Here is a 21,204-nt window from a genome sequence, read left to right on the forward strand (position 1 = left end):
TGTCCGTCCTCGAGTTAGGGCGGACTCTAATCGGCGGTGGAGGAAAAATCCCATGGCAGGTCACTGGCTCAACGATGGATCCTGCGTCCGTCTGCGGCCAGAGCGGCAGAACCACGTCTGGTCTTACGACTTTGTCGAGGCCCGGACCCATGACGGGAGGAAGTTCCGCATGCTCAACCTGATCGACGAGTTCACCCGGGAATGCCTGGCAATCCGGGTCAATCGGAAGCTCAACTCAACAGACGTCATCGACGTGCTGTCGGACCAGTTCATCCTCCGCGGCGGGCCCAGCCATATCCGGTCTGACAACGGCCCGGAGTTCGTGGCCACAGCGGTGCGGAACTGGATCGCCGCGGTCGGTGCCAGAACCGCCTATATCGAGCCAGGATCACCCTGGGAGAACGGCTATTGTGAGAGCTTCAACTCGAAACTCCGGGACGAACTACTCGACGGCGAAATCTTCTACAGTCTTGCCGAGGCAAGGATCGTCATCGAGGCGTGGCGCCGCCATTACAACACAGAGCGCCCGCATTCATCCCTGGGCTACCGGCCTCCCGCTCCCGAGGTCCTGCAGTGGCCGGCTTCGCCACCCGGAGCCGCTTCCCCAGCCATCCCCACCGTAGCGCCACAACCCGTCATGCACTAAGATTGGAAACGGACCACCTCATTGGGGCAGGCCACGCGCGTGGCGCTTGAGGCCGTGAAGGGCGAGCGCACTGTGTCAGAGCTGGCGGTCGAATACGGCGTGCATCCGACGATGATCCATCAATGGAAGAAGGCGCTGCTCGACGGAGCTGCGGATATCTTCGAGCGCGGTGGCAGAAAGCCTGTTGCGGAGGTGGATGAGGAGACGGTCCGGTCACTGCATGCCAAGATCGGAGAACTGGCTGTCGCCAACGATTTTTTGTCACAAAATATTACGTGTTAGTTTGATACGTTGACTCAACCCTGAGTCGGGCACACGATTTCGTCATGAACTGCCGACAAGCTTTCCTGCGGCTTTCTGTTCTCGATTGGATCGAGGCACGCCCCGGGGTGGGTTTATTATTGCATTTCATAATCGTTGATCAAGTCAAAGTAGACGATTTACCTTTGTCAAATATTTGCCTCCTCAGTAGGCAAACATAAAATACTTTTGCATTCTCTTTTCGTTTTCAAAAATGGCAGCGATCTGCTTAAAGCAGGCCGCAGCACTCCTGATCGCGCATTGCGCAAAAAATACCTTTGCGCAAGGATTTATAGAGGGGCTTGGTGTTGGCTGGGAGGGTTAGGGCGCTGGCGCCACCGGCTGTTGAAGGCTTGCGTCCGGCAATGTTGCACTTGCTTAGAAAAAGGTGCGCGCAAGTGCGCGGTAACATCAATATCAGATTCGGCTTGAGAGCACTTGGCAATCCCAATGATGGAGATGGTCCTATGAGATGTAAATCAAAAATTGGCCACTTGCTTTGGTTGTGCCCCGCTCTGGTCATCGGCCTTTCTGCAGAATCTGCTACTGCCGACAACGCTGTCTCCGTTCCTGGTGTTGGGTGGGAGGGTCAGGGCGCAGATGTCTTGATAACGAACCTTGACACAAATTCGCGTCCCGACATGATCCTCATGGCTTATGATAACCCTGGCGGGCCCAACAACTTTCGTTATCGCGTCGGGCTCAATCTTGACGGCAACGGCGTTCCTGCAAGCTGGCTTCCGCAATTCATCACAACCGACGGTGTCGGCTGGGAGGGTCAAGGTGCGGGGGCTGCCCTCGCTAGCCTAGACGGAGATTCGCGACCTGACCTCATCCTGATGGCCTACGACGCTCCGAGTGGAGCCAACAGCTTCCGCTATCGCATTGGCTGGAACCTTGGCGCCAACGGCCAACCTCAGTCATGGCAACCGGGCTTCGTTCAGGTTGATGGTGTTGGCTGGGAGGGTCAGGGCGCCGACGTCCTAATCACCAGTCTGGACGCCAATCCGCGGCCCGAGATGATCCTCTTGGCTTATGACAACCCTAGGGGGGCCAACAACTTCCGCTATCGCATTGGCTGGAACCTCGGCACTAATGGGATCGCCGCGAGTTGGCAGCCCGGCTTTTTCACAACCGAGGGCGTAGGCTGGGAAGGACAGGGGGCAGGTGCATCGATCGCCTATCTCGACAACGACCCCCGGCCCGAACTAGTGGTCATGGCCTATGATGCACCCCCCGGTGCTAATGATTTCCGCTATCGTGTTGGCTTCAACCTCAGTGACACTGGCACGGTCACGGCGTGGCAATCGGGATTCACGGCGGTGGCGGGCTTGGGACATGAAGGCCAAGGCGCAGGCATGACGTTTCACAATCTCGACGGCGATGCCCGGCCTGATATGGTGCTGATGGCCTATGACAATCCTCCAGGTCCGAACGAATTCCGTTATCGGGTGCTGAACAACCGGGGCTTAGCCCAAGGACTCGACCTTGAAATGGACAGGCTTTCCTCTGTCGGATGGCTGCCGGCTTCCGCCACGGTCAATGGGATCACGGATGATCTTCCCTCGATGTACCGGCGGATGGGGATCGATGCGCGTATTAGCCAGGATCGCGGCGACCTGCGTGATCTGCATCCGGGCACCTGTTACACGGACGCCGAACTCGCCGGTCTTCTAACCGCCCAGATGAGTCAGCCGCCTGCCGATCCGGCACGCTGGCACATGTATGGAATACTCGTGACCTGCCATGTTGATGGCATTCTAGGCATCATGTTCGACACCCTCCAACGACGTGGCTTCGCACAATTCATGAATGCTTTCACGGAGGACGGGCGGCGGTTGCGAACGGCGGCACACGAACTTGGTCACGCTATCTGCCTCTATCACTCGGACGGTGATGCTTGGCGAATTGGCGGCCCCGTCCCGGGAACCGGCCGTACCATCATGAACCAGACTGCCGTGCTCGCGCCTGACTGGGGCTATGCTTGGGACTCTGCATCGCTGCACCTTGCATACGAAAACTCTAGGGCTCGCTGGCGTCCAGTCAGCGGATTCGGGTTCAACAACTGCAAGTGAGGAGAGCTAGACCATGCCAAACCATACGCTTGCGCTCGGCGTCGCACTGGCTCTCGTGGCTGTCCCAGCCAAGGCTGAGCTTGCCCTTGAGCTTTCGGCCACCGCAGCTACCCACCAGTTGGGAGAGCCTATCAGCGTCGCCGTCACCCTGACCAACACTGGCTCCACGCCCGAGCAGGTGCTCAAGGACCTTGCACCTGAATATCATGCAGTGCGCTACACGATCCGACGACCTAATGGCGAGGAGGTGCTGTTCAGCCCTTGGGCGGTCAAGGAGCCCGCGGAGCCGTTCGCTACGCTTGCCCCGGGCGAGTCTATAGCCGCCACGGCGAAACTGTTCTTCGACGGCAACAACTGGATCTTCACAGAGCCAGGCCGCTACGTGATACTAGCACGCTATGTTGAGAACCTGGACGCCCAGCCCCTGACGCTGGATGTGGCGGCGCCACCGAATGATGCCGCCTCGGATGCAGCGACCACTCTTCTCCAGTCACCAGAAGCGGGGTTGTTCCTATTACTCGGGGGAGGTAATCCTGAGGGTGAGGGCGCGCGGGTTCTCGCCGAGGTGGCAGACACCGCAGAAGGTACGGTTCAAGCAACCCATGCCAATCTCGCGCTTGGCTTGTCCCGTACGCAGGACTTCGCGGACTTCGCCGCCGAGGTTATGCGCCCCGCCGATCCGGCTGCAGCGGTCGAGCGGCTGGAGCAAGTGAACGTAGAACAGCTCGACTTTGCCGCGACCGCCGAGGCGCGGTTAGGGCTCGCCGACGCCTATCGAGCGCTGAACGCTCCGGATAGGGCGCTCGAGGTTCAAGAAAGCCTAGAGGGCGAGCTCCAACGTCGGTTTCCACAAATCGGACCAGATCTGAGAGACCAACTCCTTCCGCAGATTGAGCAGAACATTCGTCAGTAGTGCAACACTCACCAAGGATCGAAACGCCTGAGGTGCCAACCGGCCATCCAGCTACACCTTGCTCACCGCCTTCGCAGCGTCATGGGGTTCGGCTGGCAACTTCTGTGATTGCCGCCCGTTGTGCAAGGGCTTCTAACGTCTGGGCTTGGTCATCGAGCGCGGTCTTCTGTCAGGCCTGTTCATGCGGCACTTCGGAAGCCGCTGGCCGGGATGGTGATCAGCGAAGCGGGTCCACATCTGTGTCTCGAACTTGAGTGGATGCGCCACCCCAGATGCGACTTCGGATCCCGTGAGAGATTTGCCCGTCGGTGGCCGCGGCCGACAGCACCGGCGTGAAGGTGCTGGGCGACGGCGAGTGGCAGGTGCGCAAGTATGGCCCGAGCCGCCGGCGGCAGTGGCGCAAGGTGCATCTGGCCATGGATACGGCCACCGGAGACGTCTGGGCCGTGGAGTTCACCTCGAGCCGCGAGGGCGATAGCCCGTTGCTGCCAGACCTGTTGGCACAGATCCCAGCCGACCAGCCCATCGCTACCATCACAGGCGATGGTGCCTACGACACTCGAGCCTGTCACACCGCGATTGCGGACCGAGGGGCTACGGCCATCATCCCCATCCGCCGCAACGGCCGCGCTTAGAGGGAGGACGGCCCCGCCGCCCGGGCCAGGAACGAGACCCTGCGGGCGACCCGGCGCTTCGGCCGGGCGCTCTGGAAGCGGCTAACCGGGTATCATGCTCGAAGCCGAGCCGAGGCGAAAATGCTCTGCCTCAAGAGCTTCGGCGAGCGCATCGCCTCACGTGACCCCGACCGTCAGACCGCTGAGATCCACACCCGCGTCGCCTTAGACCAAGGGGAAAGGGGAAAGTTCGCCCTTAGCCCGAGTTGCGCAACAACGCCTCAGGCATGTCTCGATGGCGGCCACGCCTGCCTGATGGCACAGGCTCCCAGCTCATCTCGGGGTCGAACCAGACAATCAGCAAGCCCCGGCGCTTGAGCGCTTCGTTATACACTGGCCAGTTCCTGGTCTTGTAGGTCGGCAATGTCGGTCTGCTCACGACATCGGGCTACCACCCGGGCTTCGTGAGAGGCATCCCTCATGTGATTTGCACAACAGAGCCCCTTCTGTGCAGCAAGCTTTGTAATAAGTTTGAGCAATAAGTCTGACTTTCGGGCGCGATCTCTGAGAGGTATTGATCGAATCAAGAAATTTTATTAGAGTTGATTTATAGCCCCTTAACTCCGAAAGCAACTCAATGGAAAGTCGTGCGACTTCCGGTCGATTTGTGGTCGACCTTTCAGACATGGGTCTCGATAAGGACATCTTGTCGAACGTAGAACGTTCCATACATTCTGCGGTACTGCAAAGTCTCGCGGCTGTAAGACCGGAAAAAGAGTTGGCAATTAGATTCCCAGTAGAATGGTTGGGAATCATAGTTAATCCTGATATCCTGCAGCTTCGCAATCTCGATCAGATGATAGCAGAGCGGATGCGCTTCTAGTCCATGACCGACTCACTAGGAGCCAAACCACAGCTTGCACTTAATGCGGTGGAGAAGGGCGAATGGGCTTGTCCGAGCACGATCGCTCAACCGGGAGCGCATCTTTTTGGTGTAATTGGACAGGACGGTTCTGTCTCTCCAGTTCTCCCATCGCTGGAAATAGACCAAGGCTTTATTGATGCGGCGCAGCCGTATGGACCACTAGAAGGACGGTTCCGCTTCGCCGGGCGTTGCTTAGAGGAGGGCTGCCGGCAATGGACGGGATCAAGCTGCGGAGTGGTGGAGCGAGTGCTTCATGCTCTCGAGAATGAAATTGAACCCTGCACCGATACCGTTCAGCGTTGCGCGGTTCGGGCAAAATGCCGATGGTTCTATCAGCGCGGCGCAATAGCTTGCCACGGCTGCCGATACGTTATTACCGATACAACAGGATGTGGCCCCCCTCCGTTATAATTGCGGGCCTCGACTGTTTGAATGACCTTCAAATATTCGCGGAATTCTAGACCAACCGCATGCGCAGCCGCGAGGGCATGGTCCTTTCGCGTGCGGAGGTCGGTTCAAGAGCAAGAGCTTTGGGGCTTTAGTCCGCCAAATACCGGATGTCTGAGACAAGAAATTCTGGGGTAAGCGAGAGTGATGCTAGGCTGCCCTCTGCTATGCCGCCCGTGTGGGCAGGTGCCGGATGGCCTCTCCCGTCTCCTGCTCGGCCTGCACGAGATCCCACTGGGCCTGGAGGTTGATCCAGAACTGCGGGTCCATGCCGAACCAGTGGCCGCAACGCAGCGCCGTGTCCCCCGTGATGCCCCGCTTGCCGGCGATGATCTGGCTCACACGGTTGGCCGGCACGTCGATCTGGCGGGCGAACTCCGTGGGCGTGATCCCCAGCTCCTCCAGCTCGTCCTTCAGGACGGCTCCGGGATGAACGGCGCGCATGAACATGGATGACCTCCTTGTCTCAGTGATAGTCCACGATCTCGACCGCGCTTGGACCAGCCTGGCCCTCCGGCCATTCGAAGCAGAGGCGCCACTGATCGTTGACGCGAATGGAGTACTGTCCCATCCGATCGCCTCGGAGCGCCTCCAGGCGATTGGACGGCAGCGCCCGCAGGGTTTCCAACGATGGTGCCGCGTTCAGGATCGCAAGCCGTTTGGCCGCCAGAGCCTCAAATCCGCTGAAGGCTTTGACGAACTCGCCCATGGCGAAGCGCTCCGTCTTCTTGTCGCGGTAGCTCAGGATCATGGACGGCAAAGATAAGTATCTTGACGATGTACGTCAACCGTCAAGTCAGTGTCCCAAAGGGACAGGTTCTCGCTTATAGCTCGTGCTCATCGTCCCAGTCCCTATGCCGATGCACGCGCTCCTCTTGCTCATGCCCATGCTCCTCCCGCGTGACCCGCTTTTCCCGCGCCAGCACCGCCTGCAGCCTGTCTCTGATACTGCGGCTCTCTTGGCCTGGCTCTGACGCACCGCTCTGCAGGTCCGCCTGGTCCTGCCCCACATCCCGCCCGAGGATACGCGTGAGCCGGGCACGGATGTCGTCCTCCTCGTGCCCTAGCCCGCTCTCCTGCGCGACCTCGGCCTCCCTGCGGCCGATCCCCCGGTCCAGGATGCGCGCCAGCCGCTCCCGAAGGCTCCCGGCCTCCGGCGTATGCCCTTGGACGTGTTCCTGAGCCGCCTCCCGTTCGTGCTCCTGCTCGATCACGTGCTTCTGCGCGGCGGCCCGGAGCGCGGCAAGGCCGGCCGTCACCCGATCCGCGCCCTCCTCGCGGGCGTGGACCCAGGTCTCGCGGGCGAGTTCCAGCCGGGCGCGCAGCTCGGCCAGGAGCGCCCGCTCCTGCCGGGCGGCCTGCACCGCCGCGCCGCGTTCGGTGACGGCCACGTAGTCCCGATCCTCATACCAGGCCACCTGCATCTCGCGCCGCTCGATGGCGTTGACGGCCGGCCCGAGCTTGATCTCCGGCGCCCGGTCCAGCTCCTCGGCCCTGAGTTCGTGGCCCTCGGCCAGCGCCGCCTCGCGCTGCACGGCGAGGCTGCGGTGATCCACCCGGACCTCGTGCCCCTGCCGCTCCAGGGCCAGGTTCTGCAGCTCCGCCCACCGGGCGCGCATCGCCTCGATCTCGGGTCCGCCAGTCGCCTTGGCATCGAGCACGCGGGTCTTGTCGGTGAGCCCTCCGGCGGTCAGCACGCGGGTGGTGGTCAGCACATGGGCATGGTGATTGCGCTGGTCGCCGTCGCGGTGCGGCGCGTGGATTGCGACATCCGCCGCCACCCCGTAGCGGGACACGAGCTCGCGGGCGAAGCCCATCACGAGCACCCGCCGCTCGGCGGCATCGAGTTCGGCGGGCAGCGCGAGCTCCCATTCCCGCGCGGTGACGCTGTTCGCGCGGGTTTCGCGCGCCTCGGCGGCGTTCCAGAGCGCCGCGCGGTCCTGCGCCCAGTCCGGCGCGTCCTCGGGCGCCAGGATAAAGGCCTCCTCGAGGCCGAGCTTGCGGCGGTAGTCGTGCACGCGGCCCTCGCGCGCGCAGGCGATGAGCTCGCCCGCGCGGTAGGCCGCGGCCGCCGTGGCCGAGCGCCCGGCGCTGCGTTTGATCGTCTTGACGGAGAGGTGGTAGCTCGCCACGGCCGCTCACCCGCGCCCGCAGGGGCGCGCAGTGAGCCCGGCCGCAGGGCGAGCGCCGCCGGCCGAGGCCATGCCCACGCCAGGCACGCCGGCCGCACCAAGCGCCCGGGTCCTGCCACCGAGCGGGACCCTGCACGCGATCCGCGTGCATCGGCGGCGACGGTTCCGGCAGCGCGCCAGGAGGACCGGAGCCCCCACGAGGCGCAGGTCCGACCGGCCGCCGGGCGCAACGCGGGCCCATGCAGGAGCAAGTGGACGCGATCCAACCGCGCAGGTTGGCCCGGATGGGTTCGGGAAGGCGGGACGGCCTTCCCGATCCGGCGCAACCTGCGCCGGAATGGGGTCGCTGTCGGCGGGGGGCGCTTGCCCCCGGGAGACCGCACGCAAACCGCAGGTTTGCATAAGTGCACCCTTTTCACTGTTGTTCGTCGGGTTCACGCTAGACGGCACCGTCTTGGCAGGCAACGACGACGTGGGCAGAGTGGAGGAAAGAACACGCATCGAATGAGGGGGATTGTTGATGCCCGAGACCGAGCTCGACCGGGCCCAGAAGCGCTACGAGCAAGCCAAGGCTCGGCTGCAGGCGCTGCGGAACCGGGAAGCGGCAAAGGAACGCAAGATCGACACCCGCCGCAAGGTCATTCTCGGGGGAGCCCTCATGGATCTGGCCACGCGGGACAACAACGCCGCCGTCCTGCTCGATCGGCTGGTCCGCAACCTGCCCCGGGAGCAGGACCGCAAGACCTTCGACGGCTGGAATTTGGAGGCACGCACTGCCCTTGGGTCCGAGGACAACAGGGCCGCGCCCCCTGCCCCGTCCGGTCCCGACGGCACCGCATGATCCGCACCGTCTTCAGCTTCCTGGTCCTTTTGGGGACGCTGGCGATCGCCGTGCCCTGGGCGCTGCTGGTGCTGGCCTTTGGCCTCACCATTACCTTCGTCCTTGTTACCTTCGGCTTTGTCTTCGGGCAGATGCTGATCTTCGGCCTGGACACGCTCGACGAGCCCAACTCTCCCTTCGGCTGGCTGGGCTATGCCGTCTGTGTCCTGACAGGCTGGGCCCTCGTCCTCTCGGTCTGGGCCGAGCACTTCGGCATCGCCCGGCTCTTCGCCCGCACGCGCGACAGCCACGGCTCCGCCCGCCTTGCCTCGAAGGCCGAGCGCCGCGATCTCGCCCGGAGCGAGGGCGGCCTGCTGATCGGCCGCGATGCCGACAGCGGCCGGCTGCTGCGCTATGACGGCCCGGCGCATCTGCTGACGCTTGCCCCCACCCGCGCCGGCAAGGGCGTGGGCACCGTGATCCCGAACCTCCTCCTCGTGTCGCGCCCGATGCTGGTCATCGACCCCAAGGGCGAGAACGCCCGGATCACGTATGATGCCCGCGCCAAGTTCGGGTCGGTCCATGTCCTCGATCCCTTCGGCGTCACCGGCCTGCCCGCCGCCGCCTACAACCCGCTCGCCCGCCTCACACCCGACAGCCTCGACCTCGGCGAGGACGCGGCTTCGCTGGCCGAGGCCCTGGTCATGGACCCGCCCGGCGAGACGGGCGACGCCCACTGGAACGAGGAGGCCAAGGCCCTCCTCGCCGGCCTGATCTTCTTCGCCGCCGTCCACGAACCCGAGGACCGCCGGACGCTGGCGAGTGTCCGCGAGTACCTGACCTTGCCGCCGGAGCAGTTCCGCGCTCTTCTCGGGATCATGCAGGACAGCCCCGGCGCCGGCGGGCTGATCGCCCGTGCTGCCAACCGCTTCCTGGGCAAGTCCGACCGCGAGGCGGCGGGCGTGCTGTCCTCCGCGCAGCGCCACACCCACTTCCTCGACAGCCCGCGCATCACCGCCAGCCTGGCGCGCTCAGACTTCAGCTTCGCCAGTCTTCGCCATGAGGTGGCCTCGGTCTTCCTGGTGCTGCCGCCGAACCGGCTCGATGCCTACAGCCGCTGGCTGCGCCTCCTGGTCAGCCAGGCGCTCGGAGAGATCGCCCGGGATGCCGAGACCTCCCAAGGCGTCCCAGCGTCCCCAGGAGCCGCGCAGAGGCCGCAGGAGGGCTCTCCAGCCCTCCGGGAGCCCACGCTGTTCCTTCTCGACGAGTTCGCGGCCCTGGGCCGCCTGGAGGCGGTGGAGCGGGCCATGGGGCTGATGGCGGGCTACGGCCTCCAGCTCTGGCCGATCCTGCAGGGTGAGGCAGCTTCCCGGAAACGCTCCGGTGGAGCGTTTCGCTGCCGAACGAGCCAACTCCGCGCCCTCTATGGGACCCGCGCCAATACCTTCGTCGCCAATGCGGGCGTCCTCCAGACCTTCGGGGTCAACGACTACGAGACCGCGAAGGCCCTGAGCCAGCTCATGGGCCAGGCTACCGCGCAGTACACCACAACCAGCTACCGCCCCGGCGATCCCGCCGCGACCACCCACCAGCTCATCGGCCGCGACCTGCTGACCCCGGACGAGATCATGCAGATGTCCCCGCACCTGCAGCTCCTGCGCCTGCAGGGCCGTCCCATGATCCTGGCCCGCAAGCTCCGCTACCACGCCGACCCCGAGTTCCGGGGCCTCTATCCTCCGCAATCCGCCCCCTGACAGGACCGCACGCGCACATGCCCGACAGACCTCCACTCGCGCCCCCTGCCCTGTCCGACATCGCCCTGCGCGAAACCCTCAACCTTCTGGGCCAGGTCGTCGCCAGCATGTCGGCGCGGATCGACCAGCAAGGCGAGCAGATCGAGGCCCTGGCCAGAGCCGTGGAGAAGACCCGCACTGCCGCCAAGCGCACGGAACAGCAGACCGACCCGGCCGCTTACGCCCGTTTCATCGGCACCGAGGTCGAGAACGCCCTCGATGGGGTCCTCGATCAGTTTGCCGCGGCCATCCGGGCAATCCGCAGCGACCACGAAACCACCACTGCCCGCCTGAAGGAACTGGAACAGGCCGAGGAGGCCGCGTTTGAACGCCTGCGACGGGACTTGGACGCGGCCGCCCGCTGGCGCAGGCAGGTGCCCTGGATCTGGGCAGGGGCTGTCTCGACAGCCATCGTACTGACGGCGGTTTTCAAGGGTTTGGTCTAGGTAGTCTGCTTTGCTTGGTCCTTGGCATTGGTGGAATTGTCCCTAGGTTTGCTCGCAAAATATGATAATAATGTATACTTGCAGAACTGGTAGCTGAGAACCAAGCCTCTGCGCTTGAGATGTTGGTGTGGCACATGGTGGCCAAGATCATCAGCGGCGGTCAAACCGGGGTTGATCGTGCTGCTCTCGATGTCGGGCTGGAGGTGGGCATCTCGGTCGGCGGCTGGGTCCCGAAAGGGCGGATCGCTGAAGACGGAATAATATCCGATGACTATCCCAATCTGGTGGAAGCTGACGATGCCGCGTTTAATGTGAGAACGCGCCTGAACGTGGGGTCGGCGGATGCTACCCTTATCCTAACAACGGACGTTACTAGCGAAGGCACGGACTACACCCGCCGTATTGCCCAAGACACCAAAAAGCCGTGCACCGTGATCCTGCTCGTGGACTCGGACGCGGCGATCGAACGGGCTACAGAAGAAGTTAGGCGATGGCTGAAAAGCAACAAGCCTACAGTCCTGAACGTGGCAGGTCCGAGAGAGAGCCAAGATCAGAATGCCTACATGCTGGCAAAACGAGTGCTGCTTTCTTCTCTCTGCGATTACCCAGCGAGTGTTCTTGAGCACGGAGTGCCCGATGCAGTACTTGACCGGGCTCTAGATAATATCCGTCATTGGGACAACATACGCTGGATTGTTCCGTTCTGGTACCTGAGTGTAGCGGGAGCTTCATTCCTGTACCTGCGTCCTTCTGTTGATCAGGTTGACGCTCGGCTGGTTGCGGCGGCAGTGCTTATAGTGGGAGCGGCATGCCTTTGGTTAATGTATCGCACTATGCATTACCACAACGCGCAACGTGAAGCGCTGATCAAAACCTACTTTTCCAAGCATATGTGTCCAAAAAAGACTGAGGACCTGCGTCCCCGTAGTACGGACGTATTGCTATCGATGACCTTCCGGAGGTGGGATGTGCTACCCCGAGCCACAACCTGGTTCATGGTCCTCATGGCGGCTGTGTGTGGATTTGCTGCTCTCGTGCTGTGGTATGGAGACATACCGTCCGTTATTGCCGAGCTTGCGCGCTTTGGCTTGTTGCGACCAGACGTTGGCCTGCCCCATTGAGGTGGTCCGATTTCAATCTTTAGTTTTGGTTACCCTGGACTTCACCCCGCCTCTGATCTAGGCCTAATGGGATCTGCCGGCCTAGTCTCAGTGGGCTGCAAATGCGGTCGCCATCAAGTTTCCGAGTGCTTGCAGGTGGTTGTGCAAGTGGGCCGCAAGTTGTGGCGTATTCAGTAGCCTGAAAGCAGGCATGGGCTTGTTTTTGGTGAGCCTGAGCGCCTTCCTTCCTTTCTGATGTTCGCGGCAACGGGGGAACACCGCCATGGATGAACAGCCTTATGGCGCGGCCGAGGCGGATGCCCGCATCCATGCGGCGATCCGGGCGGTTGCGGACCTAATGACACAGGGGCCACGGCTTCCGGCCGTCGATTTTGCGGACGTTCGGGCGGTGACCGGGGATTGCGGCGGTACGGCCGTCGCCGGTCATGGCGTCGCTTCCGGTCCCGACCGTGCGGCAAAGGCAGCAGAAGCGGCTTGGGCTGACCTGCAGGACCAACTCGCGGCGCTGCGCCCGGAGCCGCCTGTCTGAGCTGTCCTCAGAGGACGCCCGCTTCTTTGGCTCTAAGCATGATTCTTATCCACAGGGCCGTTTTGTCTGAAAGAGGTGTGCGAGGTGTTCTCTTAGATTCATGATTCAAGATTCTAAGATTCAGGGCCGAATTAAAATTATACATCAATGTGTTAGCGGCGTAAAAGTGAAGGATTCGGGGACTCCGGTGAGGTTTTCGGGGCGTAAAGTGAGGAATCCGGGGCATACTGTGAGGTTTTCGGGGCGCAACTGTGAGGTTTTCGGGGCGGCGAGCTAGGACCGTAGTCCCAAAAGTGAGAGGCTCGGGGAACCTGTCCACAGCCCAGGCAAATGTGAGACGTTCGGGGTGGCGCGGATCGACGCCAGCGGCCGTCAGCGGGTGCGCTGCTGGCGCAGCAGCCGGTTCTGGCTTGGCATGGGGTCATGCAACTGGACGTGCTCGATCTGACCACTGATGCGGGCGCGGCGGCCGACCTTCGGCTGATGCAGCTCCCGCCAGGCGGCGTCCATCTCGTCGCGGTTCTTGTTCCACCAGGAGATGCGCAGGCGTGAAACCTTCTTGCCTTCCTTCACCGGCAGGACGGACAGGTTGAACGGCGCGAGGGCGTTTATCTCCATCAGCACGGGCTTGAGGACGTGCTTGTTGAGCGCGCCGAAGGCGGCGTACTTGCCCTCCTCCACGCCGAGCATCATGCGGAATTCCTCAAGGCTCAGGTCCTGGAAAGTTTTTCGGCCGAGCCCGGACCACTGCGAAGCGTTCTCGTAGAGGCTGACCGCGTATTTCGACGTGAAGGCCATCAGCACCGGCAGGGCGATCTTCCCCCAGATGGACGAATCCTTGAGGATTTCGACCAGACGCTTGTCGAAGCTGTAGGTAAGAGCACCAGCCGGACGCTCGGGATCGTCAAGGTCGTTGCCGCCCAAGAACTGCACGCGCCGAGTGCGGCCGTCCGCCATCCGGACGGTGAGGATTGTGCCCATCAAGGCGATGATCGCTTCCTCGACCATCTCATAGCCCTTGTGGTGGTCGGGCTTCAGGTCGTCGATCTCGATGACATAGTCCTTTCCCTCCTCCACTCCCTGAAGGTGCGCGTTGTGCCACAGGATGGTGATCGCGCGCCGCGCGTTCAGGGTCAGGCCCTGATGTCCCGTGATCTGGATAAGCTCAGCGGGCTTCACCGCCTGCTCACGGCGGGGCTTCAGGTCGAGGACCCTCAAGGGGCCGGATATCAAGGGCGCGTCGGTCATGCGACAAGAGTACGCGAACGCGTCAAACTATGAAAGAATTAGCCGTGATTTCTTCACAGATCCCCGAAAACCTCACAGTTGCGGCGCGGTGAGTGTCAACCTGAGCGAAATAAATGTAGCAAAACTTGGTACTCGCGGTGGCCGCTCGGCTGTGCGCTTGACCTCCCCGAAAACCTCATATTTGGCGGCCTTCGCCCTCTGCCCCATGGCTGGGCCGCCGCTAGCAGCTACCGACTGGCTGCGTCGTCCAGAGGCACGATCTCGGGCTTGCCATACTTGGAAAACAGGTCGTTGAAGGCCTCGGCGATCATGCCCTGCATGGTCCGGCGCTGTTCGACGGCTAGGATTTTGATCTGGGCGCGCACGTCCTCGGGAAAGTGCGCGGTGACGGGGACCGTCCCTACCCTGCCCGGCTGTGGCGTCGCCTTCGTGGGTCTCTCGGCGCGGGACGCGGGCACAGCCTCGACCGGCGCGGGCCGCTTGCGGGTGCCGCCGCCAGCATCAGACAGCAGCGCGTTTAGATCGGGCTTTGGCTTGGCGGCCACGGGCAACCTCCTGCGTAGGTTTGTCTAATATACTATAAATATACTTGTATACTTCTAGAGATTCCATAGCTGCCTTGCCAGCCGGATCATATTCGAACGCGGCAAGGCCGAGCGCGCCCGCATCCCCAAAAGCGGCGCGGGTGCCTATCATCTGAGGGCAGACGGGAACGCCCAGGCCGTCGAGATAGGCGCGGGCCTGCTCGTGGCGGTTGCCTTGGGGGGTGATGGCATTCAGCACGGTGAGGGCGGGCTTGCTGCCCGCCAGCTTCACGATCTCCAGCGTGTTCGGGACCGTCTCCAGGTCATAGGCCTGCGGGCGGCATGGGATGATGACCAAGTCAGCCGCCTTGGCGGCGGCGAGGGCTGACTGTTCAGAACGGGCAGGGGTGTCGATGACGACGAAATCGACCCTAGCCTGAGCCGCCTTCTCCAAGGCTGCGGGCAAGCGCGCGGCCTGTGCGTCGATCACAACGGGGCTGTCGGAACTGCGCCGGTCGGACCAGTTGCAGGCGGTCGCCTGCGGATCGAGGTCGATGATGACGGACTGTAAGCCGTCCTGCGCGGCCGCCACGGCGAGCGAGAGGGCAAGGGTTGTCTTGCCGGTCCCGCCCTTCTGGGCAATGAGGGCGATTGTATACATATGGAATTTGAGTCTTTCCTAATAAGAGGACTTTCTAGAAGTATACTTCTAGAGTATGCGCAAAGCGTAGCAGGCTGGCAAGAGACTGGTGAGCCTTTTACTCACTGCCTGTATTCATGCGCAGAGCCGCGAAATCGTGGAGTGATGCACGGCGTAGCTGCGGGCGATCGCAGTGATGCTCTCGCCCGCATCTCGCCTAGCCCGCGCCTCGCGCTGCTGGTGCGGCGTGAGCTTGGGCTTGCGCCCCATCTTCCGGCCCTCGGCTTTGGCGCGGGCACGCCCCTCGCCGGTGCGGGCGCGGATCAGCTCGCGCTCGAACTCCGCTAGGCCCGCCAGCACCGTGAGCATGAGCCGCCCGTGCGGGCTTGTCGTGTCGGCCCACGGGTCGCCCAGGGAGCGGAAGGCGGCGCCTCTGTCCGCCAAAGCCCCTAGCACGTTGAGGAGGTCGCGCGTGGAGCGCGCGAGCCGATCCAGGCGCGTCACCAGCACCACGTCACCAGGGCGCACCTCCGTGAGGAGCCGCGCGAGTTGCGCGCGATTGCGCTTGGCCCCCGAGGCGGCCTCGCGGAACACCTGGCCCGCGCCTGCGGCTTTGAGGCTCTCCACCTGCGGCGCGAGCGCCTGGCTGTCGGTGCTCACCCGCGCATAGCCCAGGGTGCGGGGCAGGGGGGTCGCGGAGGGCTCGTCTTCTGCACGGGACATATGCACAGACTAAGCTGCTGAACCGCTTGGGTCGAGCCGACTGTGCGTAAATCAACATTTTTGCACCTGCGGTTTCATGGGAGCGGCAATACCGCTGTGCTACACCGTGGATCCAACCCAACAATCAATTTCAGCCCAGATTCTCATGTTCTACTCTTGCGATATAAGGTAAATTTACGAGTAGATTCGGTTGTTCTTGCGCTCCCCTGCTAGATGCAGGATAGGATCGGGAAATATTATGCTGAAGTTCTCGACCAGTCGAAGATTCAGCAACATCTGTCACAGTGAGCTGGGCTGACGCCATGGGTCACGGGCTGAGGATCCGTTCGGCTTCCACTCCAATTACCGGAGCTCTAGTTATCTTACTCTCTCTCGTGGAGCCGGTCAGTGCGGTGGACCTCATTGACGAGACTATGGGCGTTATTACGGACCCGTTAGGCATTGAGTCTGGAGGCGATAAGATCCTAGAGGCGGTCGAACGGATCAATGCTCACCTCTCGCGCCTTCAGAGCGAACTGGACGCTGATGTTACCCGCTACATCACAGAAATCGAACGCATTCTACGACAACTCAATACAGACATCGGCGAACACATCGACAACGTTGGTAATATTGTCCAAAATATTAGCAAATCCATCGAAAGTGCCCTGAAAAATATATACGATTTAGAGAGCAAGATCTTCCTTGATACTCAGCATCTTGTGGTCTGCTCGGCCGAGATCATGCGCTACACAGTCCAAGAAGTTCTCGCAAACGCACTGCTTGATATTCAGCAGGCAGATCCTACGATTATGCTCATGGGGCGTGAGATCGGCTCCATCGACATCAAGGCTCTACCTCTTGAGGATCGACTCAGTCCCATAGACGAGTACCGCATCGTAATTGATTTCCACGAGTCGCGCTTGAGAGGCCTCACTGAGAATAGTTCCGCAATTTCCCTCCCGAGCATCTTTGCCGAGATGGCAAGACTCACGGAGCGCGTTCGATGCCATTATGAGACGTCGTCACCCGCCTTGGCATCACGGCTAACGCGTCAAATGACCATTTACGACCTGCGTGTAAGGGAATGGGATGGCATGGGGCGCTTGATCAACTGATGGAGGTGAGTATGAGACTGGCACTGACAGCCGTAATGTTTGCGACTCTCTGCGCCCCAACTGTTCCGGCTCTTGCGCAGGAAGAGCAGCAATGTAAGTCGGTTTTCGACTGCGCTGTATTCATGGCAAAGACCGCCCGACGCATGGAGGAGATAATGGCGCGCCTACCACCACCGGGAGCGGTAGTAGCGTTCAATTTGAAACAATGTCCACCCGGGTGGCAGGTTTTCGAGGCAGGCTCGGGACGCGTCATTGTAGGCATGGGAGCAGCAGACGGCCTTACGGCGCGCTCCCTCTTGGATCAAGGCGGACATGAGGGCATGCCCATCAGCATAGACAACATTCCGGCTCACCAACATGAGACAGCTATAACTGTCCTAAGCCAAGCGCCTTTCGGCATTTCCGGACAGCATGCATGGTCCATCCAAGGAGCAGGCCAAGGGCAGGTCGGCTTCATGGCCTTGAGTTCCATGGCCGGAAAGATGCCGCCTGATCCTATTCCAACAATGCCGCCTTTCGTGAGCCTTCTTTACTGCGAGAGATTGCCGTCACTCCAATAGATGAAGGGCGGCTAGGCTATCTTCGTTCAGCGTTTGCTCAGCCCCTTAAAAACTCTCTCATCGCCCTAGTCAAAGCGTCATTTCGGAATCTGCGCTTCGCCGGTTCAGGATCCTATCTGCATTCGACTGTTTAGTCGCTGCATGTTGCCACCATATGGCGGATCGGCAGAAGTGGTCCTCGTGGTCTGCTTCCCTGTGTCTTAGCGAGACGCTGCATTTAAACGGCAGGCCGTATTCTAGCCATGTCCCTAACGGGCTGCATTCGTGAAGTCAGACGGTCAGTTTAACCTGCTGTAAGTCGAAGATCACCACGCGAGCCGCCGCCGGCCATCGCGGCCAACGCGTAACAAATAGTCGAGACTCGACTTTTTGAATTACCGCTCACGTTCCCCGCGATTCTGAGACAACTCTTATCACTCCCATGGCCCCCATGAACAGTTTTGCGCCACGTTCACTCCCAGAGCCTCTGATCCAACCTTCGCAGCTACACACCCCTCGAATGTGGTCAAGAATGCTGCCTTAGCAGCGGGAAGAGCCGCTCCTCCGGTTCCAGCTGCAGCAACAATTCCTGCGACCGCGGCGACTGCTGCTCCCGTTTGAAGACAATCATTCACGGCTCCCCCAACACCATCAATAGATGGCCCCGTAACGACCAACCTCGCCTCACAATACATCCACTGAAACTGGTATTTATGCCCTACGCATATCTTTGCGCCCGGCCATGGGTATGCCCACTTAACACATTCCATTCTGCTCTTTGGCAGAGTAAGTGGATCCAACCAACTCGCGATCTTCTTATCTATAATCGTTGATTCCGTTGCTGATTCTATTGCTTCTTCTCCACCTTCACTTACTTCCAGGTAGTGAGAAAACTCCACCTCTGCGTCGGCTTGCAACTGCTCTTCTTCTGCTGTCGGCGCAGTAATTTCTTCGGTCTCCCAAGCCTGAGGCACATTAAGGACCTCCGCATCAGTCGCCGTTTGCGCGTGACTGGGAAGAGTCGAAAGACCAAGAATGATAGCTATTGCAGATTTGCATGATAGTTTCATTTCTTCCACCTAGCGTTAATAGATCACTTCTGCTCCGCGACTTCCTTTTCTTCGGTAATAGTGACCGCTGCTTTCCAAAGCTCATTGTTCTGGAATCCGGTCCCGAGATTGCCCGTCCCTTTCTTTTCATCGCAGCCTCCGTTGGTATGTATACCGAAGGCTGTATCACTTTGACCGCCCTCATCAGGCAACGAAATTATTGGCGAGCCCGAATTCCCTGGCCGAGTATCTGCAATGTACGAAACGACAACATCATTCTCCTGCGACGAAATTACGCTAATCGATTCGGAGTTATGCGTCTGCTGTGTCTGATTTCGTGACCTTGGTGTGCTGTCAAGCCCGAATCCTGTTATCCTCACCGCGCCTCGTGGCAATGCATTACTTAGACGAAAAAATCCGCCTTGCGCTTCTAATGGCAGACGATCTGTCTCCGTGTTTTTCTCAACCTCGAAGACTGCCCAGTCGTTACCCTCTTCGCCGTCCCCATCGTCCTGATAGACAATAGTCTCGGTCTTTATCTTGTATTGATCCTTGGGGTCGGCATACTTAATAACTCCCGCAGCAGTAGAATCGGGAACATTGAATTCGATCAAATCCATATCACTTGGATTATTAGGGTCGACACAATGCCCAGCAGTTAGCAGCTTATTGCCTTCCCCTATCCATCCCGTACAACCGACCGGAATTATTCGACCAATGCGCCGATCAGAAGAGGGCTGCCTATCATCCTCGGGGCCACATATCGCTTCCTGAGAAGCCCTCTCTTCTGTTCCCGTTCTCTCCTCGAGGGCTTCGATACGCTCTTCTACATCCAAGCGGGGTACAACTGTCTTTGTTTCTATTTCGTACCGCGCTTCAGTGTCGCCCTTAGACCGCTCTAAAATCACCTCAATAGCTGGCCCGTTAAATATCGCACTTCGTCCGCTCCATTCTTCAGCCTTTTCTGCTGTGATGACTTGCTGTGCTCCGTCCTCAGCAGAGCGTAGAATTAGCCTACTTCCCTCTCCCAATACTACCTCCGAAAACGTCAGACGCATCGCGGACGCACCATCGTCGCTAACTACTTCTAGAGTGACGGACGGTTGACTTGGGGTTGCTTCCTCACCAACAGACAAGGTTGAAAATGGCTCCATAGCGCTTCCCCCGGGAGCAATAACGAGGGGTGGGTGCGTACGTTGGTATGGTATTTCCTCAAACGGAACAGGTGCAGGCTCCCCGAGTGCTGCCGTTGCTCCACACGCAGCCAAAGCGATGCTGCTAGACAGTGTTAGCCTGCTTGCGCTCACCGCTGTCCTGAATAGCATGCGGGTCATCAGATTTTCTCCTGGTTTAGGACAATGGTCCCCGTCCACCACCCTCTCCATCTGTCTAAAGCGGGGCCACTCTCTAGGCGCACGCGGAATTGCGCTCTTTCTCCGCCTGGGAGAATGTTGCATGTACCATCATGAGCGTTGTTAGCTGACGAGGGCTGTAGAGTGCATGCGGTCAGTCGATAGCCTGGCTCAGGGCGAAGAATATCGTCTAGCGACTCGCCGTAAACTCTTGAATGCGGGCTTAAAACAATGGGGTGATCGTCCTTTGTTTGCGAGAACGAAAACGCCCTAGACAGAGTGTCTGTTGGAGTAGTTGATGGCAGATCGCCACCGGCATCATCCCAGCAAGCGTGCTCGTAGAGATGGTCTACACTCAAGTCGGCGTGCGGCGACGCCTGGAATATTCGGACCGCGGGAATAAAAAAATTCACTCCATCCACGTCGTGACATTTTTCAGCGCCGGATGGCCAGCATACGATGCCCCCGACCGCGACTCCAATAAACGCGCCCTCCTGGCTGAAGACTGGACCTCCACTGCTTCCTTTATTAAAAAGACTATTTGTCTGCCATTTTTTCGGATCAGACATGTTACTTATAATTCCATTAAAAATTGATAGATCTTGACTCAGGGGATACCCCAGCACAAATATTTGGTCCCCGGGCTGCACGACGTCGGTTGATTCATAAAACATCACAGGGCATGAAACGTTCACGTTAGTGGAATCTTCAATTCTAAGGACTGCGATGTCTTCTGTTTCAGATCGACTAATATCGCTAATAATTAGCGGATCATGCATTATTGATGAAAGCCTGACTTTAACGATGTAAACTGACGCATCGTCGTACTCTGGAACGACGTGTTTGTTAGTTATAATTAAGTTATCTGAGATAAGAAATCCTGAGCCGTGCCCATGAGCTATACTGCCATCACGCATGACAACAGTTGTTTCGACGTGCGCAGCACGAGATGCGTAGTGACTAAATATAGAAGACCCTAGAGAGCCGTCTCCGCGAGCCTCAGTAGCTATTGAGGCTTGAAGGAAGCCAACAAGAGTGGCGTATATAAAAAGGTATACTGGAGTCTTCATCGCCTCACCTCCGGTGAAGCTATCCTAACAACAGCCTACAATGATTCCTGCGCTCGAGCAATCTCGATAATTGTTCGGCTTGCGTAGCTCTGTTGTGCAAATTCATTGAGGTGCTGACCCCCTTCCCCAAATAGACTTTGACCTGCCACGGGTCTTTCATCCAGCCGCGACCGGAGCCCGGTTTGTGTTTACGGTGGTCGG

Annotated in this window: 20 protein-coding genes and 2 pseudogenes; 11 read left to right on the forward strand and 11 right to left on the reverse strand. The window is 60.0% G+C overall.

What is annotated here, in order from left to right; translation table 11 throughout:
• From ACFFII_RS17600 to ACFFII_RS17620, 5 genes and pseudogenes are all read left to right on the forward strand, one after another.
• Positions 1–646: IS3 family transposase (locus tag ACFFII_RS17600; protein ID WP_377700170.1), on the forward strand; the 646-nt coding region annotated here is incomplete at its 5' end.
• A 21-nt stretch (positions 647–667) separates the two neighbouring features.
• The gene (locus ACFFII_RS17605) at positions 668–928 is read left to right on the forward strand and encodes a transposase (protein WP_377700171.1); all 261 of its coding nucleotides are present in this window, start codon (positions 668–670) and stop codon (positions 926–928) included.
• Between the two features lie 659 nt (positions 929–1,587).
• Complete coding sequence (locus ACFFII_RS17610) at positions 1,588–3,021, forward strand: zinc metalloprotease (RefSeq protein ID WP_377700173.1); 1,434 nt, start codon at positions 1,588–1,590, stop codon at positions 3,019–3,021.
• A 13-nt stretch (positions 3,022–3,034) separates the two neighbouring features.
• Positions 3,035–3,934 (forward strand): hypothetical protein, encoded by a 900-nt coding sequence (locus ACFFII_RS17615; RefSeq protein ID WP_377700174.1) that lies wholly within the window; start codon positions 3,035–3,037, stop codon positions 3,932–3,934.
• 296 nt (positions 3,935–4,230) lie between these two features.
• Positions 4,231–4,776: pseudogene (locus tag ACFFII_RS17620) on the forward strand (IS5 family transposase); the annotation flags it as partial.
• A gap of 40 nt (positions 4,777–4,816) precedes the next feature.
• Here ACFFII_RS17620 and ACFFII_RS17625 read toward each other — a convergent pair.
• The 4 genes and pseudogenes from ACFFII_RS17625 to mobQ form a co-directional block, all read right to left on the reverse strand.
• Positions 4,817–4,987, reverse strand: a pseudogene (locus tag ACFFII_RS17625) (IS5/IS1182 family transposase); the annotation flags it as partial.
• A 1,098-nt stretch (positions 4,988–6,085) separates the two neighbouring features.
• Positions 6,086–6,370 carry a HigA family addiction module antitoxin gene (locus tag ACFFII_RS17630; protein ID WP_377700175.1) on the reverse strand — a complete coding sequence of 95 codons (285 nt, stop codon included), beginning with the start codon at positions 6,368–6,370 and terminating at the stop codon, positions 6,086–6,088.
• A 16-nt stretch (positions 6,371–6,386) separates the two neighbouring features.
• Positions 6,387–6,671, reverse strand: a complete 285-nt coding sequence (locus ACFFII_RS17635; RefSeq protein ID WP_377700176.1) for a type II toxin-antitoxin system RelE/ParE family toxin — start codon at positions 6,669–6,671, stop codon at positions 6,387–6,389.
• 73 nt (positions 6,672–6,744) lie between these two features.
• Positions 6,745–8,052 carry a MobQ family relaxase gene (gene mobQ / locus ACFFII_RS17640; protein ID WP_377700177.1) on the reverse strand — a complete coding sequence of 436 codons (1,308 nt, stop codon included), beginning with the start codon at positions 8,050–8,052 and terminating at the stop codon, positions 6,745–6,747.
• Between the two features lie 520 nt (positions 8,053–8,572).
• Between mobQ and ACFFII_RS17645 the strand changes: the two genes are divergently transcribed.
• From ACFFII_RS17645 to ACFFII_RS17665, 5 genes are all read left to right on the forward strand, one after another.
• Positions 8,573–8,893 (forward strand): mobilization protein, encoded by a 321-nt coding sequence (locus ACFFII_RS17645; protein ID WP_377700178.1) that lies wholly within the window; start codon positions 8,573–8,575, stop codon positions 8,891–8,893.
• Positions 8,890–10,626: a type IV secretory system conjugative DNA transfer family protein gene (locus ACFFII_RS17650; protein WP_377700179.1), complete on the forward strand. Its 1,737-nt coding sequence runs from the start codon at positions 8,890–8,892 to the stop codon at positions 10,624–10,626. Before ACFFII_RS17645 ends, ACFFII_RS17650 begins: the two co-directional genes overlap by 4 nt.
• A gap of 17 nt (positions 10,627–10,643) precedes the next feature.
• A complete protein-coding gene (locus ACFFII_RS17655) occupies positions 10,644–11,111 on the forward strand; it encodes a hypothetical protein (protein WP_377700180.1) in 468 nt (155 codons plus the stop codon).
• Positions 11,112–11,245: 134 nt separating this feature from the next.
• Positions 11,246–12,232: a putative molybdenum carrier protein gene (locus ACFFII_RS17660; protein ID WP_377700181.1), complete on the forward strand. Its 987-nt coding sequence runs from the start codon at positions 11,246–11,248 to the stop codon at positions 12,230–12,232.
• Positions 12,233–12,494: 262 nt separating this feature from the next.
• A complete protein-coding gene (locus tag ACFFII_RS17665; protein ID WP_377700182.1) occupies positions 12,495–12,761 on the forward strand; it encodes a hypothetical protein in 267 nt (88 codons plus the stop codon).
• 372 nt (positions 12,762–13,133) lie between these two features.
• Here the strand turns inward: ACFFII_RS17665 and ACFFII_RS17670 are convergent, their stop codons facing one another.
• From ACFFII_RS17670 to ACFFII_RS17685, 4 genes are all read right to left on the reverse strand, one after another.
• Positions 13,134–14,009: a replication initiation protein gene (locus ACFFII_RS17670; RefSeq protein ID WP_377700184.1), complete on the reverse strand. Its 876-nt coding sequence runs from the start codon at positions 14,007–14,009 to the stop codon at positions 13,134–13,136.
• Between the two features lie 227 nt (positions 14,010–14,236).
• Positions 14,237–14,554 carry a ribbon-helix-helix domain-containing protein gene (locus ACFFII_RS17675; RefSeq protein ID WP_377700185.1) on the reverse strand — a complete coding sequence of 106 codons (318 nt, stop codon included), beginning with the start codon at positions 14,552–14,554 and terminating at the stop codon, positions 14,237–14,239.
• The gene (locus ACFFII_RS17680; protein WP_377700187.1) at positions 14,511–15,194 is read right to left on the reverse strand and encodes an AAA family ATPase; all 684 of its coding nucleotides are present in this window, start codon (positions 15,192–15,194) and stop codon (positions 14,511–14,513) included. The genes ACFFII_RS17675 and ACFFII_RS17680 overlap by 44 nt, the downstream gene beginning before the upstream one ends.
• Before the next feature lie 114 nt (positions 15,195–15,308).
• A complete protein-coding gene (locus ACFFII_RS17685; protein WP_377700189.1) occupies positions 15,309–15,896 on the reverse strand; it encodes a recombinase family protein in 588 nt (195 codons plus the stop codon).
• Between the two features lie 284 nt (positions 15,897–16,180).
• Between ACFFII_RS17685 and ACFFII_RS17690 the strand changes: the two genes are divergently transcribed.
• Entirely contained in the window at positions 16,181–16,993 is an 813-nt protein-coding gene (locus ACFFII_RS17690) for a hypothetical protein (protein ID WP_377700190.1), read from the forward strand.
• Between the two features lie 973 nt (positions 16,994–17,966).
• Here the strand turns inward: ACFFII_RS17690 and ACFFII_RS17695 are convergent.
• Genes ACFFII_RS17695 through ACFFII_RS17705 form a run of 3 tightly spaced genes read right to left on the reverse strand, consistent with a single transcriptional unit; the run spans position 17,967 to position 21,003 of the window.
• Positions 17,967–18,611, reverse strand: a complete 645-nt coding sequence (locus tag ACFFII_RS17695; RefSeq protein ID WP_377700191.1) for a hypothetical protein — start codon at positions 18,609–18,611, stop codon at positions 17,967–17,969.
• Between the two features lie 14 nt (positions 18,612–18,625).
• A complete protein-coding gene (locus ACFFII_RS17700; protein WP_377700192.1) occupies positions 18,626–19,915 on the reverse strand; it encodes a trypsin-like serine peptidase in 1,290 nt (429 codons plus the stop codon).
• Entirely contained in the window at positions 19,915–21,003 is a 1,089-nt protein-coding gene (locus ACFFII_RS17705; RefSeq protein WP_377700194.1) for a S1 family peptidase, read from the reverse strand. The genes ACFFII_RS17700 and ACFFII_RS17705 overlap by 1 nt, the downstream gene beginning before the upstream one ends.
• Positions 21,004–21,204 lie beyond the last annotated feature (201 nt).

Source organism: Paracoccus niistensis (genome assembly GCF_042432925.1).
GTDB classification, from domain to species: Bacteria; Pseudomonadota; Alphaproteobacteria; order Rhodobacterales; family Rhodobacteraceae; genus Paracoccus; species Paracoccus niistensis.

What these genes read in the sequence shown, in the direction of transcription:
- ACFFII_RS17610 (WP_377700173.1), top strand. Translation starts at nt 1,588, where the DNA reads ATGATCCTCATGGCTTATGATAACCCTGGCGGGCCCAACAACTTTCGT.
- ACFFII_RS17615 (WP_377700174.1), top strand. Translation starts at nt 3,035, where the DNA reads ATGCCAAACCATACGCTTGCGCTCGGCGTCGCACTGGCTCTCGTGGCT.
- ACFFII_RS17630 (WP_377700175.1), bottom strand. Translation starts at nt 6,370, where the DNA reads ATGTTCATGCGCGCCGTTCATCCCGGAGCCGTCCTGAAGGACGAGCTG.
- ACFFII_RS17635 (WP_377700176.1), bottom strand. Translation starts at nt 6,671, where the DNA reads ATGATCCTGAGCTACCGCGACAAGAAGACGGAGCGCTTCGCCATGGGC.
- ACFFII_RS17645 (WP_377700178.1), top strand. Translation starts at nt 8,573, where the DNA reads ATGCCCGAGACCGAGCTCGACCGGGCCCAGAAGCGCTACGAGCAAGCC.
- ACFFII_RS17650 (WP_377700179.1), top strand. Translation starts at nt 8,890, where the DNA reads ATGATCCGCACCGTCTTCAGCTTCCTGGTCCTTTTGGGGACGCTGGCG.
- ACFFII_RS17655 (WP_377700180.1), top strand. Translation starts at nt 10,644, where the DNA reads ATGCCCGACAGACCTCCACTCGCGCCCCCTGCCCTGTCCGACATCGCC.
- ACFFII_RS17660 (WP_377700181.1), top strand. Translation starts at nt 11,246, where the DNA reads ATGGTGGCCAAGATCATCAGCGGCGGTCAAACCGGGGTTGATCGTGCT.
- ACFFII_RS17665 (WP_377700182.1), top strand. Translation starts at nt 12,495, where the DNA reads ATGGATGAACAGCCTTATGGCGCGGCCGAGGCGGATGCCCGCATCCAT.
- ACFFII_RS17670 (WP_377700184.1), bottom strand. Translation starts at nt 14,009, where the DNA reads ATGACCGACGCGCCCTTGATATCCGGCCCCTTGAGGGTCCTCGACCTG.
- ACFFII_RS17680 (WP_377700187.1), bottom strand. Translation starts at nt 15,194, where the DNA reads ATGTATACAATCGCCCTCATTGCCCAGAAGGGCGGGACCGGCAAGACA.
- ACFFII_RS17685 (WP_377700189.1), bottom strand. Translation starts at nt 15,896, where the DNA reads ATGTCCCGTGCAGAAGACGAGCCCTCCGCGACCCCCCTGCCCCGCACC.
- ACFFII_RS17700 (WP_377700192.1), bottom strand. Translation starts at nt 19,915, where the DNA reads ATGACCCGCATGCTATTCAGGACAGCGGTGAGCGCAAGCAGGCTAACA.
- ACFFII_RS17705 (WP_377700194.1), bottom strand. Translation starts at nt 21,003, where the DNA reads ATGAAGACTCCAGTATACCTTTTTATATACGCCACTCTTGTTGGCTTC.